At 62.1% G+C, this 17,291-nt stretch carries 8 protein-coding genes; 5 read left to right on the plus strand and 3 right to left on the minus strand.

Annotation, left to right across the window (positions count from 1 at the left end; translation table 11 throughout):
* Positions 1–18: 18 nt before the first annotated feature.
* The 3 genes from JKL48_RS12265 to JKL48_RS12275 form a co-directional block, all read right to left on the minus strand.
* Complete coding sequence (locus JKL48_RS12265) at positions 19–3,270, minus strand: SusC/RagA family TonB-linked outer membrane protein (RefSeq protein ID WP_201982768.1); 3,252 nt, start codon at positions 3,268–3,270, stop codon at positions 19–21.
* 323 nt (positions 3,271–3,593) lie between these two features.
* Entirely contained in the window at positions 3,594–6,203 is a 2,610-nt protein-coding gene (locus JKL48_RS12270) for a pectinesterase family protein (RefSeq protein ID WP_201982771.1), read from the minus strand.
* Positions 6,204–6,268: 65 nt separating this feature from the next.
* Positions 6,269–7,969 (minus strand): T9SS type A sorting domain-containing protein, encoded by a 1,701-nt coding sequence (locus JKL48_RS12275; protein WP_201982774.1) that lies wholly within the window; start codon positions 7,967–7,969, stop codon positions 6,269–6,271.
* A gap of 546 nt (positions 7,970–8,515) precedes the next feature.
* On the opposite strand from JKL48_RS12275, the gene JKL48_RS12280 reads away from it, so the two are divergent.
* From JKL48_RS12280 to JKL48_RS12300, 5 genes are all read left to right on the plus strand, one after another.
* Entirely contained in the window at positions 8,516–10,186 is a 1,671-nt protein-coding gene (locus JKL48_RS12280) for a glycoside hydrolase family 43 protein (RefSeq protein ID WP_449555693.1), read from the plus strand.
* Between the two features lie 112 nt (positions 10,187–10,298).
* Positions 10,299–11,837, plus strand: coding sequence for a xylulokinase (locus JKL48_RS12285; RefSeq protein ID WP_201982776.1), 1,539 nt, complete (start codon positions 10,299–10,301; stop codon positions 11,835–11,837).
* A gap of 92 nt (positions 11,838–11,929) precedes the next feature.
* The gene (gene xylA, locus JKL48_RS12290; protein WP_201982780.1) at positions 11,930–13,258 is read left to right on the plus strand and encodes a xylose isomerase; all 1,329 of its coding nucleotides are present in this window, start codon (positions 11,930–11,932) and stop codon (positions 13,256–13,258) included.
* 179 nt (positions 13,259–13,437) lie between these two features.
* Positions 13,438–16,518 carry a glycoside hydrolase family 2 protein gene (locus JKL48_RS12295; protein ID WP_201982782.1) on the plus strand — a complete coding sequence of 1,027 codons (3,081 nt, stop codon included), beginning with the start codon at positions 13,438–13,440 and terminating at the stop codon, positions 16,516–16,518.
* Between the two features lie 195 nt (positions 16,519–16,713).
* Positions 16,714–17,214, plus strand: coding sequence for a hypothetical protein (locus JKL48_RS12300; protein WP_201982785.1), 501 nt, complete (start codon positions 16,714–16,716; stop codon positions 17,212–17,214).
* Positions 17,215–17,291 lie beyond the last annotated feature (77 nt).

The raw sequence follows: 17,291 nt of genomic DNA on the forward strand, positions 1-17,291 counted from the left end.
AAGCGAGTGGGGTGGGAATTAGAGGGTCAGGTTAAGCCCGAAGAGGAAGGCCTTGCTGCGCGGGTAGGCCGCGTAATCGACACCGGGCGTGAGCGGCGTGCCGCGCCGGGTGTTCACCTCCGGGTCATACCCGGAGTAGTTGGTCAGGGTGTACACGTTGTTGAGCGTGGCGTAGAAGCGCAACGACTGCACTTTGGCCCGCTGGGTCAGCTTTTTGGGCAGCGTGTATCCCAGCGTGATGTTGTTGATGCGCAGGAAGGAACCGTCCTCGATGGCCCACGAGTGCAGCAGGTAGCGGCCGCGGGTGGGGGCCCATATCTGGGCGTCCTTGTTCAGCTCGCGCAGCTGGTTGGGGTCGGTCACCACTTTGCCTTCGCTGTTGATGCTGCGCCACCGGTCACGCATGATGCCCAGCACGTTCTGGTTGGCCAGGTAGGCGCTGGTGTACTCAATGCGGTTGGCGTTGTAGATGTCGTTGCCGTACACGAAGTTCACGAACACGCTGGCGTCAAATCCTTTGTACGCCAGCTGCTGGTTCAGGCCGCCCGTGAACTTGGGGTTGGAGTTGCCAATCACGGTGCGGTCGTCGGTGTTCACCACGCCATCGCCGTTGATGTCCTTAAACTTCATCTGCCCGGGCTCCGGGGTAGCCACGGCGCTGTTGCTCGGCACGTCACTTTTTAGCACGTAGCTCCAGCTGCCGTTGGCCGCCTGGGTGAAGTTGAAGTCATCGACGGTGTAGAAGCCCTTGCGGCCGTTGTCGAAATCGGTGATGTAGCCGTACATCTGGCCCACCGGCTGGCCAGGGGCCACGAAGTAGTCGGTACCGGTGTCGCTGGTCCAGGCCGAGTTGATGCCCGGCAGGTAGGGCTGGCCGCCCAGGCTTTCAATTTTGTTGCGGTTGAAGGCCACGTTGCCCGTAATCGTCCAAGTTAAGTTCTCCGTGCGGACGGCCGTGCCGGTCAGCTGCAGCTCCAGGCCGCGGTTGCTGGTTTCGCCGATGTTGCGCTGCTGCGAGGTGTAGCCCGTGTAGCTCGGAATGGGTTGGGGCAGCAGCAGGTCGCTTGTGGTGTTGTAGTACAGGTCGGCGGTGAACTGCACCCGGCTGTCGAAGAGCGACAGGTCCAGGCCCAGGTTGCGCGAATGGGTGTTTTCCCACTTCAAAGAGCTGTTGGGCAGCGCAGGAGAAGCCAACCCGGGAACGCGGCCGTCATACTCGGAATATTCCACGCCGCTGGGGCTGAAGGTTCGCACGAACAGGGCATTGGCAATGCGGTTGTTGCCGACCACCCCGTAGCTCAGGCGCAGCTTCAGGTCGTTTATGGGCGTGAACGACTTCATGAATTCCTCGCGAGAGAGGCGCCACGCGACCGAAGCCGACGGGTATTGGCTCCATTGCTTGCCCGGCGCAAACTTGTTCGAGCCATCGTCCCGGAACGAGGCCGTGAACAGGTACTTGTCGTCGAAGCTGTAGTTGACGCGCCCGAAGAACGACAGCAGGCGGTTAGGGGTTTCGCTCGTATTGGGCGCCGCCTGAATGTAGCCGGCGGGCGCCTGGGCCTGGTTGAAGCTCGAAAACGCGCTTTCCGGCGTAATGTCCGTGGGCAGGTAGGCCGTGCTGATGTTGAGCGTGGTGGCCTGGGTGTAGTACACTTCCTGGCCCAGCAGCGCGTCCACGTGGTGCCGCTTGTTAAAGTTGGTGTTGTAGCTCAGTACGTTCGAGTTGTTGAGGGTCAGCTGCTGGCCGGTGCTGAGCGCGGCCGTCGGCTTGCCGCCCAACTGGCGCGCGGCGCTGGAGTTCTTGTTGTTGAAGCTCTCGCCGCGGGTGTTGAGGTAGTCCACGCCCGCCGTCGTGCGGAACGACAACGTTTTGGTGAAGTTATAGTTGACGTAAGCCGAGGTGTTGGCCAGGCGGCTTTTGGTGTTGCGGTATTCGGCCTCGGCCACCACCACGGGGTTTATCAGGCCGCTGGTGCCGCCGCTCAGGATGTAGTATTCCTCATCAGGCTCGGTGGGGTCAATGGCGGTACCCTTACCCAGGTTGTTGGTGAAGGGACGGTATTGCACCGAGTTGCGCAGGCGCGACGAGCTGCCCAGCCCGCCGCTGGAGGTGCCGGCCCCCACCGTGGCCTGGTCGTTGGCGCGCACGTTGAAGCCGATGCGCAGCTTGTCGCTGGCTTTGTGGTCGAAGCGAAAGCTCAGTAGCTTGCGCTCGTAGTCGGACTGCACCTGAATGCCCTGCTCGCGGTTCGAGGTCAAACTCAGCGAGAAGGTGCTGCCCTTGCCTCCGCCCGACACCGTCACGTTGTGGGTTTGCTGAAACGCGTTGCGCCCGAATACTTCCTGCTGCCAGTCGGTGAAGGGCGACTGCCGGGCCAGCGCCAGTGTGTCGCCGGTAAAGTTGCGCGAGCCGTAGGCGTTGCGGAAGGTGGTGAGGTCGCCGCTGCTACGGGCCGCGCGCTCGTACTGGAAATCCAGGTATTCGCCGGGCTTGAGCACGTCCAGCGTTTTCACAATGCGACGGAAACCCGCAAAGCCGTTGTAAGTCACCGCGGTGCGGCCTTCAATCCCCCTTTTGGTGGTGATGATGACCACGCCATTGCCGCCCCGGGCGCCGTAGATGGACGTAGCGGCCGCGTCCTTCAGCACGTCGACCGAGGCAATGTCCTGGGGCGAGATGACCGACAGCGCGTTCTCAATCTGGATGCCGTCCACCACGTACAGCGGCGAGTTGTCCTGGGTAATGGAGTTGCCGCCGCGCACCAGAATGCGGAAGTCGGAGCCCGGCTGGCCTTCCGAGGTGGTAATCTGCACGCCAGCCAAGCGTCCGGTCAAGGCTTCGGCCGAGGAGTTGGCCGGAATGTCCTTAATCTGCTTGGCATTCACCGACGACACCGAGCCGGTCAGGGCCTCGCGGGGTACTTCCTGGTAGCCGATGACGACGACGTCGTCCAAGGCTTTGGTTTCGGGGGCCAGTTTCACCTGCACACTCGTTTGGTCGGGGCCCACCGTCACGTCCTGCGCGGTAAAGCCAATGGAGCTGATGCGCAATTCCACTGGACCCGTCGTGCCGGCTTTCAGGGGCAGGCTGAACCGGCCTTCGGCGTCGGTGCTGGCCCCGATGGTGGTGCCCTTTAGCACCACCGTTGCCCCCGGCAGGGTTTCGTTACGCTCCGTAGAGGTTACGGTTCCCTGGATGGTTCGGGCTTGCTGGGCCTGCACCACCACGGCAGGGCACATGGCCATGCTAAGGAGTAAATACTTATTCATTTCAAAATAAAGTTGAGGTGGGAATTCGCTTGGTATTCAGCTCCGCATTTCTTCAAATCGTTGGGACGAATTGTGCATGAGGTTTAATAGGTGATGATGCGGGCACCGCGAATTGCGGGCTGCCGCTGCTGTGGCGCACCAGGTACCGCCCGGCCGCGAGGCGGCTGAGGCTGAGCGTGGTTTGCTGCGTGCCAGGCGCACAGGCCACCGAAGCCGCTATAAGCAAAGTGCCGGGTGGGATTGAACAAGTAGTTGGCCTTGTGGGGGCGCAACAAACCAGACCACCCGCCGAACGGATGGCCTGATTGGTCATCCCACGCGTGCTATTCCTTCTGGAAAGCCAGTGAAGCCTGCTGGCCTCCGCTCACGTAGCGAACGAGGTAGTGGCCGGCGGCAAGGCCGTTGAGGTCGAGCGAAGTCTGCTGCGAGCCGGCCACGCAGGGCACGGTAGCCACCCGCTGGCCCAGCGCCGAGTACACCGTAATGCTGGCTTCGCGGCTGGCGGCCGGGTGCACCAGCAGGCAGTGGGAAGCTGCCGGGTTGGGGTAGAGCTGGAGCTGGCTGGCCAGGGCAGTGCGCGAGCTGCTTGCTACCAGCGATTCACCTTTCACCATCACGTTCTTGAGCGTGGCAAAGCGCGTGCTGGTGCTGGTAGAGCCGCAGGCAAAGTACACGCGGAACGTGAGCCGCTGCCCCGCTTGCAGCGTGGGGCCGGTGGCGCCGCTGAAAGCCAGGCGGTAGGTAGAGCTGGTGCTGGTGGTCAGAATGGGCGTGGCAAATGCGCCATTGGCGGTGCTCAGCAGCGGGCCGCCGGGGCCTTTGCCGCCGGTTACGTCGGCCGAGTCGGTGGCGAAGCCGCTGCGCGACCACACCACGGCTATTTTCGTGTTGCTCGTCGAGCCGGTGTAGTAGGAATTGAAAATAACGGAGTCGACGCGCACGGCCGTGCTGCCGCTCGGGGCCACCGTGAATTGCTCGTAGTAGGTGCGGTTCAGCACGCTGCCGTTGCCGTTCACGGCACTGGTCCAGCCGCCGTCGGCACCGGGCGCCAGGGCCTGGCCGTAGGTGCGCGAGTAGGGCGGAATGGTGGCCGTGGCCGAGCCACTCGATACCTGCAGCTTGCGCAGCGTGGGCGTGCTGGCGGTGATGGTGCTGGGCCGCACGGCGGTGCTGTCTTGGTTGTTGCGGCTCATGGGCCACCACAGCAGGTTGACGGCCTGCGGCAGCGCGGCCGTTTGCGTCAGGCCCGATACCGGGATGGTAACGGTGGCGGCGCCGGCACTGGTCAGGGTCAGGTTGCCGGCCGAGGTGCCGGGCGCGGCGGCGTTGAGGCGCACGCTGAGCGTGGTGCTGGCCACGGCGCCGGTGCTGCTCTGGGCAATGACCAGGGGCGTGGCCGCGCCAAACCACGTCGTGCCGCCATTGGCCGATACCTGGAAGCCGGCCGGGGGCGTCACCGTCACCCCCGTGGTCAGGTTCTCGGCCGACAGCAGAATGCTTTGCGAAGCCGAGGGCACGCTGCCCCCCTGCAGGAAGGCTTGCAGCGTGCCCGTGGTGAAGATGGTGGGCGTGCTGGAAATTTCGAGCGTGTCGGTGATGTGCGCCGCTAGGCCTGTTTTCGAAGCCCGCACGTAGTAGTAGTACGAGGAGCCGGGCGCCGGAATGGCATCGGTGGTGGCAAAGTTTACGTTGATGGCATCAACTGCCGTCGTCGTGTAGAGCTGCGTGTAGGTGCCCCGGCGCGTGCTGCTGCGCATCACCTGGTATTGCACGCCCGTGATGGGCCAGCTGATGTTCCAGGTGAGGTTAGAGGGAAGCGTAGCGGTGCCTTTCACGGCCATGAAATTGGACACCGCAATGCTGCGGGCCTGGCTGGGGCAGAAGTTGGGGTACACCGTGCAGGGGTCCCAGGTGCCGAGTACGTTTGGTTTCGAGTACGTCGTAGTGTCGGCATCGGTAAGCTGAATGGACCACGGCACGCGCTGGCTCACGTTCACGAGGGCGCCGTTTACGTCGCGGCTCTTGTACTCGGCGTAGGTAATGACGCTGGTGTTGGTGCCGCTGTCCCAGGCGCTCCAGCCCACCGGGTTGATAACGTTGGGGCCCATCACGGCCGAAATCCAGACCACTTTGTTGTTGGCCGGGTTGGTATTGGGCGTGCCCGAGTTCTGCCAGGGCCGGCCCAGCGTGTAGGTAGTAGTGCCGCGGTTGGCGGGCAGGTAGCACTTGCGGAACACGTAGCCATACGGCTGGCCGGCGGGGGTGTTGGCCGCCGTCACGTAGCCGCCGCTGCCACCGTCGCGGCGCGTCTTGGGGTAGATGATGCAGCCGTCGAACAACGCCGTAGCTGCGCCAAAAATGAAATCGACTACGCCGTCAATGTAGCAGTCTTTAAAGTAGTTGCGGGTGCCGGCGTTGTTGGTTAGCACGGTGTCCTGCCCGCCCAGAAAGCGGCAGTTTTTGAAGGCCACCCGGTCGGCGCCTACGTTGAGGGCCAGCGCCTGCGGCGCGTCGCCGGTCGTGTTTTCCACGGTGAGGTTGAGGGCCGACACATCGGGCGCGCTAATCATCAGCGTAGCCGAGTTCGAAGTGCCGTAGGTGCCGCCGCCGGGAATGGGCTTGCCCGAGTAGTCGTCCCAGGAAATGATGGTGTTGGCCACGCTCTCCCCAATCAGCTGCAAAAAAGGCTTGTTGCTGGGTACGGTTACTTTCTCCCGGTACTTGCCATTTTTGATAAAGATGGTGTAGACCGCTGTGCGGCCCGTAGGCGCCGCATTGATGGCGGCCTGCACGGTGCGGTAGGCTCCGCTGCCGTCCTGGGCCACAACGAGGTCGTAGGTCTGCGCCTGGGCCGTGGCGCTAAGGGCCAGCAGGAGCACAAAGACGCAGCGCGTCAGCATGCTCATCGAGAAAAAAGTAGTTAAGCGTTTCATAAGCAATGGTTTGGGTGGGAAAGAAAAATTGCGTGGCTTGCCGCAGCCGACTAAGCCGGAAAAGGTTATTCGTGTGCTAGCTTCACCGTCAGGGCTCCGTCGGGGCCCTGGTAGCGAACCAAGTAGAGGCCGTGGGCGAGGCCGGCCAGGGGCAGCAGCGTCTGGGCCGTGCCGGGCTGGGCGGTGGCCGTGCGCACCCGGCGGCCAGCGAAGGTGTAGATTTCGATGGTGGCGGCGCGGTTGGCGCTGGGGTGCGTGAGCGTGAACTGCTCGTGGGCCGGGTTGGGGTACACACCCAAAGCCAGCTGCTCCGTTGTGGGCCGGCTGCTGAGCACCACGCCTGCCACCAGGCTGTTGAGGTAGTTCTCCAGGTTGGTGTAGCCGTTGGCGCCAATGCCTTGGCGGTCGCCGGGGCTGTTGGGGTTCAGGCCGTGGGCGGTTTCGTAGGCATCGGGCATACCGTCGTGGTCGGTGTCGGTGGGCGCAGCCCCGCAGGTGAGCACGGGCCAGGCCGTTTGCGACACGCTGTAGGGCGTGACGTGGGCTGGAAAGCCGCCCTGTACATCTATCAATCCGCCGGTGCGGTTGCGCACGTCGTTCACAATGCGTTGGTCCAACACGTCGCGGGCGGGCAGCACGCAGCCGGCCTGGGCCAGCACGGCGGTGTAGGCGTCCTGCGCCGTTTGGGTGGGCAGCCCCACCGTGTTGAACGGCGTCGTCACCTTAATCTGCACGGTATCGGTGCGGGGAGCACTGCCCGGGGCCACGCCCAGCCAGTTGTTCCGGGTCGTGTTCGGGTAGCCGTCCACGTAGTTGCCACTCAGGTAGGCGTGCGGAAACGGCAGCGCCGAGCTAAAGAATGGGTAGAACACCATGGACTTAATGGGCACCCCGCTGGTTGAGCCGTTGGAGGTGGCGGGCCCAAACTTGTAGTAGTTGTTCACCATGTTATAGGTGCCACCTTCTCCCCCGTTGGTGCTGTAGGAGCCCCAGTCGTAAATAACATTGTTGCGAAAATCGGCCAGCTCAGCGCCGGCTACAGCCGGCGTCAGGCCGCCGCTGCCGGAGAACCGGGGCATCCGGCCCTTGCAGTGGGCCATGAGGTTGTGGTGGAAAGACGCGTGGCGCCCGCCCCACACGCCCCCAAAACCGTGGTGCTCAAAGTCGGTGTCGCCCGCCTCAAAATGATAGGAGTAGTCCAGCGGCTCTGAAATCAGGTTCCATTGCAGCGTGGTGCTGTCGCCCTGGTAAAAGGAGCAGGCCTCGTCGGTGCTCCAGCTCATGGTGCAGTGGTCCACAATGGTTTTGATGTTGAAGCGGCCACCGAAGGCATCGTCCGAACCGGCCCCGTCCACCATGCCAATGTTCTGGTACCGGTCGCCCATCCGAAAGCGCATGAAGCGCACGATGACGTTGTTGCCGTTCACGGTCACGGGCCGGTCGGCGAGGCAAATGCCGTCGCCGGGCGCCGTCTGGCCCGCAACGGTGGTATTGGCCGGAATGCGCAGCTGCGTGAGCAAATGAATGGTGCCGCACACCCGAAAGACAATGGTGCGGTTGGGCGCTGCCGTAGCCGACTGGCTGCACGCGTAGCGTAGGGTGCCGGCAACGTTGTTATCGTCCAGCGAAGTCACTTCATACACTACTGTAGGCGCTGTGCTCGTCCCGCGGCCGCCGCTCGTGTATTTGCCCGCGCCCTCCGCGCCGGGGAAGGCAACCAATCGTTGCGCTTGCGTCGGCAGCGTCAGGGCCAGCAGCCACCCCAAAACCAGCAGGGGGGCATAAGACTTCCGCGGTGCTTGAAAACTGTTCGGTCGATATAATTTCATACGTCAAGTGCTAATGGGTGGGAGTAAGCGGCAGAACAGGGCATCTGGGTATAAGATGAAGTAAATGTGAATGGAACTTTAGTAAGAAGCAAGAAAATGGTCAAAAAAAGTATCGGGAACGATGCCGGCATCGTTCCCGGAGCTTGCATCATTCTATCAAAAGGCATGAAAAAGCTAGTTACACGCCGTTTGATAGATTAAAATCAATGAAAAGTAAACTCGATATAAAACAATGATTTACAGGTAATTAAATAAATAATGAATAATTTTGATAACCATGCCATTGATTAAAATTCTGATTAAAATACAATTTTTATTCGGTGCGCCATTTAAACGGACAGAAAAACATGTTTTGTTCGAAAATGCTTTGTATCGGTATCGATACCGAATAGGACATTAAGAAAAAGTCCTTTTCTTTGTCTTATCAACGGCTGACTTCAACAATTGTATTCATCTTGTTAATTCATGCATATATCCCGCCCTTTGCCTGACTTGCTACGCCGCCCACAGGCAACTGCTCCCCGTTGGATGCATGCCCTGCTGGTGTTGCTGGCGCTGGGCCTACGGTCGGTTCCGGCCCATGCCCAAAGCTCCTTATCGAAGGTGTGGGTGCCCGACCTGGGCAACGGCACTTACAAAAACCCGGTGCTATACGCCGACTACTCCGACCCCGACGTCGTGCGGGTGGGTGAGGATTTTTACTTAACCTCGTCGAGCTTCAATGCTGTGCCGGGCCTGCAAATCCTGCATTCCAAGGACCTGGTGAATTGGTCCATTATTGGGGCAGTATTTGAGCAACAGCCGCCGCTGGCGCGCTACCGCGAGCCCCAGCACGGCAACGGCGTGTGGGCCCCGGCCATTCGCTACCACAACCAGGAGTTCTATATCTACTACCCCGACCCGGACCTGGGCATTTTCGTGACGAAGGCCAAAAACCCGGCCGGGCCGTGGTCCACGCCCGTGTGCGTGAAGCAGGCCACCGGCTGGATTGACCCCTGCCCGCTCTGGGACGAGGACGGCAAAGCCTACCTCGTGCACGGCTTCGCGGGCAGCCGTGCCGGCATCAAAACCATCCTGGCCATCAGCCCCATCAGCCCCGACGGTCAGCGCCTGACTGGCCGCGATGCCTTGGTGTTCGACGGGCATAAGGACCAGCCCACGCTGGAAGGTCCCAAGTTTTACAAGCGCAACGGCTACTACTACATTTTTGCCCCGGCCGGCGGCGTGCCCACGGGCTGGCAGCTGGTGTTGCGCTCGAAAAACGTGTACGGCCCCTACGAGGAACGCATTGTGATGGACCAGGGCAAAACCAGCGTCAACGGCCCGCACCAGGGCGCCTGGGTGAACACCAGCACCGGCGAAGACTGGTTCCTGCATTTCCAGGACCAGGGCCCGTATGGCCGCGTGGTGCACCTGGAGCCAATGGTCTGGAAAAACGACTGGCCCATTATCGGCGAAGACCCCGATGGCGATGGCAAAGGCCAGCCCGTGCTCACGCACCGCAAGCCCACCATCAAAGGCCCGGCGCCGACGCGGGCCACGCCGCCGACATCCGACGAGTTCAGCGGCAACACCTTGGGCCTGCAATGGCAGTGGCACGCCAACCCCCAGGACTATTGGGCCTACCTCAACGGGCCACGGGGCTACCTGCGCCTGTATTCGGTGCAACAGCCCGAGGGCACCAAAAACCTGTGGCAGGTGCCCAACCTGCTGCTGCAAAAGCTGCCGGCCGAGGCGTTCAGCGCCACCACCAAGCTCACGTTCACGCCGCGCGTGGAAGGCGAAAAAGTGGGTTTGCTGATAATGGGTCTGGATTATGCCTACCTGTCGGTGGCCAACGTGGGCGGCAAGCTCCAGCTCAGCCAAAGCACCTGCCTCAACGCCGACAAGCTCACGGCCGAAACCAGCACGCCCGCCGTGGAAGTCCCAGCCGCCAAAGCCGGCCAACCCCTCTACCTGCGCGTGGCCGTGAAAGCCGGCGCCAAATGCCAGTTCAGCTACAGCCTCGACGGGCAGAGCTTTCAGCCGCTGGGCGCTGAGTTTCAGGCCCGCGAAGGCAAATGGATTGGGGCCAAAGTGGGCCTGTTCAGCACCCGCCCCGCCAAGTTCAACGACTCGGGCAATGCAGATTTTGATTGGTTTAGAATAGAGTAAAATACAGCGAATGTGCCGGAGGTGAAAAAGGTGGCAATGAGTCGATAATGACTGGTTGGTTTTCGCATTCTTTTCATCCTGCACATTTCATCACATCCTACACATTAGGGCTATGCTTTTGCTTGGAATTGACCTCGGCACCTCGTCCGTGAAAGTATCGGTACTGGATGCTGCGACGCAGCGCTGCCTCGTCTCGGTGAGCTACCCCGAAACGGAACGGGAAATCCGCAGCCTGCAACCGGGCTGGGCCGAGCAGTCGCCCCGGCAGTGGTGGCACGATGTGCAGGAAGCCATTCGGCGGGCCAATGCCACGCAGGCCTATAACCCGGCCGAAATCGGCGCCATCGGCATTGCCTACCAGATGCACGGGCTGGTGCTGGTAGATGCGGCCAATGAGGTGCTGCGCGATTCCATTATCTGGTGCGACAGCCGGGCCGTGCCCTACGGCGACGAGGCCCGGCTGGCCATCGGCGAGGAGCGCTGCCAAACCCATCTGCTGAACTCGCCCGGCAACTTCACCGCCGCCAAGCTGGCTTGGGTGAAAGCCGTGGAGCCGGCCGTGTACGAGCGCATCGCCAAGGTGCTGCTGCCCGGCGATTTTCTGGCCCTGCAGCTCACCGGCGCGGCCACTACCAGCATTTCGGCCCTGTCGGAAGGCATCTTCTGGGACTTTGCTCGGCACGAGCTGTCGGAAGACGTGTTTCGCTTCTTTGGCTTCGAGCCCGCGCTGATTCCGCCGGTACAGGACGTGTTTGCGGCGCACGGGCACCTGCAAACCGCCGTGGCGCAGGAACTGGGGCTGCGGGCCGGCATTCCGGTAAGCTACAAGGCCGGCGACCAGCCCAACAACGCCCTTTCCCTGAACGTGTTGCAGCCCGGCGAAGTGGCGGCCACGGCCGGTACGTCGGGCGTTATCTACGCCGTGACCGACCAGCTGTTTGTGGATGAAAAGTCGCGGGTGAATGCCTTCGCGCACGTCAACCACACGGCGGAGCAGCGGCGGCTGGGCGTGCTGCTGTGCATCAACGGCACCGGCAGCCTCAACCGCTGGCTGCGCGGCGTGGCGGCCCCCGAGTTGAGCTACGCGCAGGTGAACGAGCGCGCCGCGGCCGTCCCGGTCGGGTCCGATGGCTTGCTGTGCCTGCCCTTCGGCAACGGGGCCGAGCGCATGCTGGAAAACCAGCAGGTGGGCGCGCATTTCCACGACATCGACTTCAACGTGCACACGCCCGGCCACCTGCTGCGGGCGGCACAGGAGGGCATTGCTTTCGCTTTCCGCTACGGCTTGGACTTGATGCGCGCTGGTGGCCTGTACCCCACGGTGGTGAAAGCCGGCTACACCAACATGTTTTTGAGCGACGTATTTGCCCAGGCTTTTGCCGACGTGACTGGCCTGGCGGTAGAGCTCTACCAGACCGACGGCAGCGTGGGGGCTGCGCTGGGGGCTGGCATCGGGGCGGGCATTTTCGCTACTTCCGACGAGGCCTTCCGGCACATGCGGCGCCTGCGGCTGGTGAGTCCCGGCCCGGCCGCGGCCGCCTACGAAACCCACTACCAGCGCTGGAAAACCCACCTGCTACAGCGCCTCCCGGCGACCCTCCCCCAGCCCACACATCATGCAGAGCGCAGCGAAGCATCTTTACCGCATTAGTAATCCAATCGATTTAACAAAGCGGTAAAGATGCTTCGCTGCGCTCTGCATGACCTAAACTCTTTTAATTAAACCTGTTAATACATCCATCAATGCCAATTCTAACTGCTTCCAAAACCCTGTTCTCCAGCATCCCGCAAATCAAGTTTGAGGGACTGGAATCCGATAACCCGCTGGCGTTCCGCTGGTACGACGCCGAGCGCGTGGTGGCGGGCAAGCCCATGAAGGACTGGCTGCGCTTTGCCGGCGCCTACTGGCACTCCTTCAACGGCAACGGGGCCGACCCGTTTGGCGAGCCCACCCACCTATTCCCGTGGGATTCGGAAAAAGACCCCATCACCCGCGCTAAGGCGAAGATGGATGCCGCCTTTGAGTTCCTGACCAAGCTCAACCTGCCCTACTACTGCTTCCACGACGTGGACGTGGTGGACTACGGCAACGACGTGGCCGAAAACGAGCGCCGGCTGCAAACCCTGACCGCATACGCCAAGGAAAAGCAGCAGGAAACCGGCCTGAAACTCCTTTGGGGCACGGCCAATCTGTTTTCGCACCGCCGCTACATGAACGGCGCCGCCACTAACCCCGATTTCCACGTGCTGGCCCACGGCGCGGCCCAGGTGAAGGCGGCCCTGGACGCGACCATTGCGCTGGGCGGTGAGAACTACGTGTTCTGGGGCGGCCGCGAGGGCTACATGACCTTGCTGAACACCAACATGCAGCGCGAGCAGGAAAACTTCGCCCGCTTCCTGCACACGGCCAAGGACTACGCCCGCCGCAACGGCTTCATCGGCAATTTCTTCATCGAGCCCAAGCCGATGGAACCCACCAAGCACCAGTACGATTACGACGCGGCCACCGTCATCGGCTTTCTGCGCCAGCACGGCTTGCAGGACGACTTCAAGCTGAACCTGGAAGTAAACCACGCCACACTAGCGGGCCACACCTTCCAGCACGAGCTGCAGGTAGCGGCCGACGCCGGCATGCTCGGCAGCATGGACGCCAACCGCGGCGACTACCAGAACGGCTGGGACACCGACCAGTTTCCGAACGACATCTACGAGCTGACCGAGGCCATGCTGGTGGTGCTGGAAGCCGGCGGCCTGCAGGGCGGCGGCATCAACTTCGACGCCAAAATTCGCCGCAACTCGACCGACGTGCAGGACCTGTTCCACGCCCACATCGGCGGCATGGACCTGTTTGCTCGGGCGCTGATTACGGCCGATAACGTGCTGCAAAAGTCCGACTACAAGCAGCTGCGCCAGCAACGATACGCTTCCTTCGACAGCGGCGCCGGCCAGGCCTTCGAACAAGGCCAGTTGACGCTGGAGCAGCTCCGCGACTATGCCGCCGAGAACGGCGAGCCGGCCTCCCTCAGCGGCCGCCAGGAGTATCTGGAAAATATTCTCAACCGCTTCATCTAGCGCCTTTTGAACAGGCTCAGTCAGGCCGTCATGCTGAGCGCAGTCGAAGCAACTCGCGTGTGGTAGTAATTCTTTTTTAACGATTGGATTACTGCTGCACGCGAGCTGCTTCGGCTGCGCTCAGCATGACGGCCTTGCCTTTTATTTTCATTCCTCTCAGCCCGGATTTCCGTTCCGCCATGCCCATTCCCACCGCCCTCCGCCGCTTATTGCTCGCCGGTTTGTGCAGCCTCGGCCTTAGCGCCCAAGCGCAGTCCGACAATGGCCGCTTGGTGCAGGATTTATCGAATCAGGACTGGCGCCTGTGGCTGGACAAGGCCGCGCCCTGGGCTCAGGACCAATTGTATGCCCCGCCCGTGGACGTGGCCCGGCTGCCCGTGCACCTGCCCACTGGCGGCTGGGCTGCACTGGCCGCTGCCGACGCCAAGACCGTGCACCTGCCCGCCACGGTGGAGCAATATTACTGGGGCCAGAACGGCAACCGCTTCGGCCTAAGCGGCAACTATCTGGGCGTGTCGTGGTTTTCGACCCAGCTCGCGTTGCCGGCCGCGCTGCAAGGACAGCGGGTGGTGTTGCGCTTCGAAAGCGTGCGGCTGCGGGCCGAGGTGTTCGTGAACCAGCAGCTAGCGGGCTACGATTTGGTGAATAGCACCCCGTTTGAGATTGACATCAGCAAGCTGCTGCGCTACGGCCAAAACAATGAAGTGGCCGTGCGCATCACCGACCCCAACGGCAACTTCGACTGGCGCGACTCGCAGAATTTCATGTGGGGCAGCTACCGCACCCAGCCCACGCACGGCTTCGGGGGCATCACCGGCAAGGTGGAGCTGGTGGCCACGCCGCTGGTTTTTGTGCAGGATGTGTTTGTGAAAAACAAGCCCGCCCTGCGCGAAGTAGACGTGCAGGTAACCACTGCCAACCAAACCACCCAGCCCACCAGCGGCACCTTGCGGGTGGAAGTGAAAGAGCGCGGCGGCGCGCAGAAAACAGTTTTCAGCCAGGATATTGCCCTGTCGAATTTGCCCGTAGGACAAAGCTCCAAAACCGTGACCGTGAAGGTGCCGGAGGCTAAACTCTGGAGCGTCGAAAGCCCGAACCTGTACCAGGTAACCGCCACCTGGAAGGGTGCCAACAACGCCACCGACACCTACCGGCAGCGCTTCGGCTTCCGCTGGTTTGAGGCGCGGGACGTGGCCGGCGGCGACCGGCAATTCTTTCTCAACGGCAAGCGCATTGTGCTGCGCACCGCCATTTCCTGGGGCTTCTGGCCGGTGAACGGCATTGCGCCGAGCGACGCCCTGGCCCGCAAGCAGGTGGAAACCGCCAAGGCGCTGGGCCTGAACATGCTCAACTTCCACCGCACCATCGGCCAGACCAACGTGCTGGATTATGCCGACGAGCTGGGCCTGCTCTATTTCGAGGAGCCCGGCGGCAACCAATACCCGGCCAACCTGATGAACGCCCCCGACTCGCTGGGCAAAAAGCAGGCGGATTTCTACCTGGCGGCCCGCACCGAAAAAGTGCTGCGCATGGTGCGCCGCGACCGCAACCACCCCTCGCTCATCATCTACAACTTCCATAACGAGCGCGGCGCCCCGCCCGAAGCACAGGACCGCACCGAGATGAGCGCCGCCCACGCCCTCGACGAAACGCGCCTGCTCACCTACAACTCCTCCAACGGCGACCCCACGCTCAAGCCCAACCCGCGCTTCAAGCTGCACCTGCGGCCCTACGACGCGAAATTTTACGACTACGGCTGGTTCGACCAGCACCACGCCGGCGGCCCCGGCGTGTACAACGACGCGGTGTATTCGGGCCCCGGCAAGTACCTGCGCTTCACCGACCACCGGGACGAAACCATTTACTGGGGCGAGGACGGGGCCATTGGCACGCCGCCGCGCCTGCAGCTCATTCGGGAGGAAATTCTGAAAACCGGCAAAGACATTGGCTGGGAAAGTGCCAGCTATTTGCAGTGGTACGACGCCTACGACCAGTTCCTGACCATCACGCCCGGCTTCCGGCAGGCCTTCCCGACGGTGGACGCGCTGACCACCGCCATGGGCAACACCGCCTACTACTACCAGGGCCGCGCCATCGAAAACGTGCGCCTCAACAACGTGGCCGACGGCTACGCCGTGAACGGCTGGGAAAGCATGATGCTGGAAAACCACTCCGGCATCGTCGACAACTACCGCAACCCCAAGGGCGACGTGCAACTCATTGCCCGCTACAACCGCCCCGTGTACGTGGCCGTGAAGCTGACCCGCAAAGTGCTGGGGGTGGGCGACACCTCGCGGGCTGATTTTTACCTCATCAACGAAGTCAACCTGCACGGCAAGTACCGCCTGCGGGTACAGGCCACGGACGGAAGCGGCAAGGTAGTATTCGCCAAAACCCTGCCTGTGAAAGCCAGCGGCGGCACCACCTACGGCGAATTGCTCAAGGCCGGGCTGCCAATCATCCCCGCCAGCGCGGGCTACACCACCGTGCGCGCCGAGCTGCTGAGCGGCAGCCAAAGCGTGGCCAGCGGCGACGACAAGCTCTTTGCCGTGCGCCTGAATACCGCCGGCCTGCCCGCCACCGGCATGGTGGCCGACACCAGCGGCGTGCTGGCCGGCTACCTGAAGTCGGTGGGCGTCAACTCATTCAAGGAGTTCAAATCGGGCCGGCCGGTGGGCGACTACTTGCTGGTGGGCGCCTTCAACCCCCAGCAAACCGGCAACCCGCTGGTCACCGACATTCTGGAATGGGTGAACGAGGGCCACACGCTCATCGTGGTGAACAACATCGACAAGTGGGCCACCCACCTGGGCCGCAAGGAAGTGGTGGACTACCGCGGCTACAAGGAGCTGGGCACCAGCTGGTACGGCGGCAACTACTTCGTGAAAAGCCACCCGCTTTTCGCCGGCCTGCCCCAAAGCTGCGTGTTCAACTGGGAATACCAGTGCTTTGCCACCTACGACCGCGCCCGCCTGGGTTTGCGCCTGTTCAACGGCGAAACTGTGGTGGGCTGCGTATCCGACCACAAAAAGGAGGTGTACTCGGCCCTGAGCGTGGTGCCGCACGGCCGGGGCCGCATTATCCTCTGCGCCCTGGATATGTTCTCGACCTTACGCGGCGTGAAAGCCGGCAAAAAAGCTGAAGGCGACGGTGAAAACGCGGCCTTGGAATCCCTCAACAACTCCCGCGGCAACCGGGCCAACATCGTGGGCCAACAGCTGCTGCTGAACATGCTGCGCTGGGACGGCCAGCCGCAATAAGCCGCAACCGTTCAGCCAGGCGTAGTTTCGAGCCGCTTATTCTTCTGTTCCGACGGCGTGTTCTCGAGGTTTGCTATGATTGGCTGGTTCCGGATTGTCTGCTTCATTGGGCTGCTAGGGTGGGGGTGCGCTGGCCACGCGCAGCAAGCCACGCCCTTGCACACGTTTTTCCAGCGTAACTGCGACAGCACCATCATGTACCAAGGCGGCTTGCGCGACCGGGATGGCCCTTCCTACCTGATACTTGCCAAGCAGAAAAACCAGGTTTATTTCTTTACCTATCAAAGCCCCTATCGCCAGGCCAGGGGCCGGTATTTTCCGGGCAATCTGGTGCGTCATTTCGCCAAGCAAGAGGCTGCTTTTCGAGCAGCCGTGCCGGATACCAACCGCTACCTGTTGCCCGGCATCGTGCCGCCCGATACGTTGCGCTGGCACTGGCTGCGGCTCCAGCCACGACAGTTGTGGGCTATCAAGGGCGACGGACCGAATCAGCCAGCCGCACCTAATTGCGCCGTAGACGACGGCGACTACAACACCTTCTTTCTGATTGACCAACGCGCGATGAAATCGGCGACTTTTTATGCGCCCGCCTACTGGGAAGAATGCGCGGGAAAAGACCCCAACCGGCAGCGAGCCATCAGGACCCGTGGGGAATTCCACGCCATTCTTCGCGCTAGCCAGCCGAATGTAAAATAATATACTCGTCGCGAAGTAGGGTGCGGGGCCTGCCCCCGCCCGTCGTTGAACGAATCCAATACAAGTCGTTCAACGAC

The sequence above is a fragment of the Hymenobacter rubidus genome, assembly GCF_016734815.1.
Lineage (GTDB): Bacteria > Bacteroidota > Bacteroidia > Cytophagales > Hymenobacteraceae > Hymenobacter > Hymenobacter rubidus.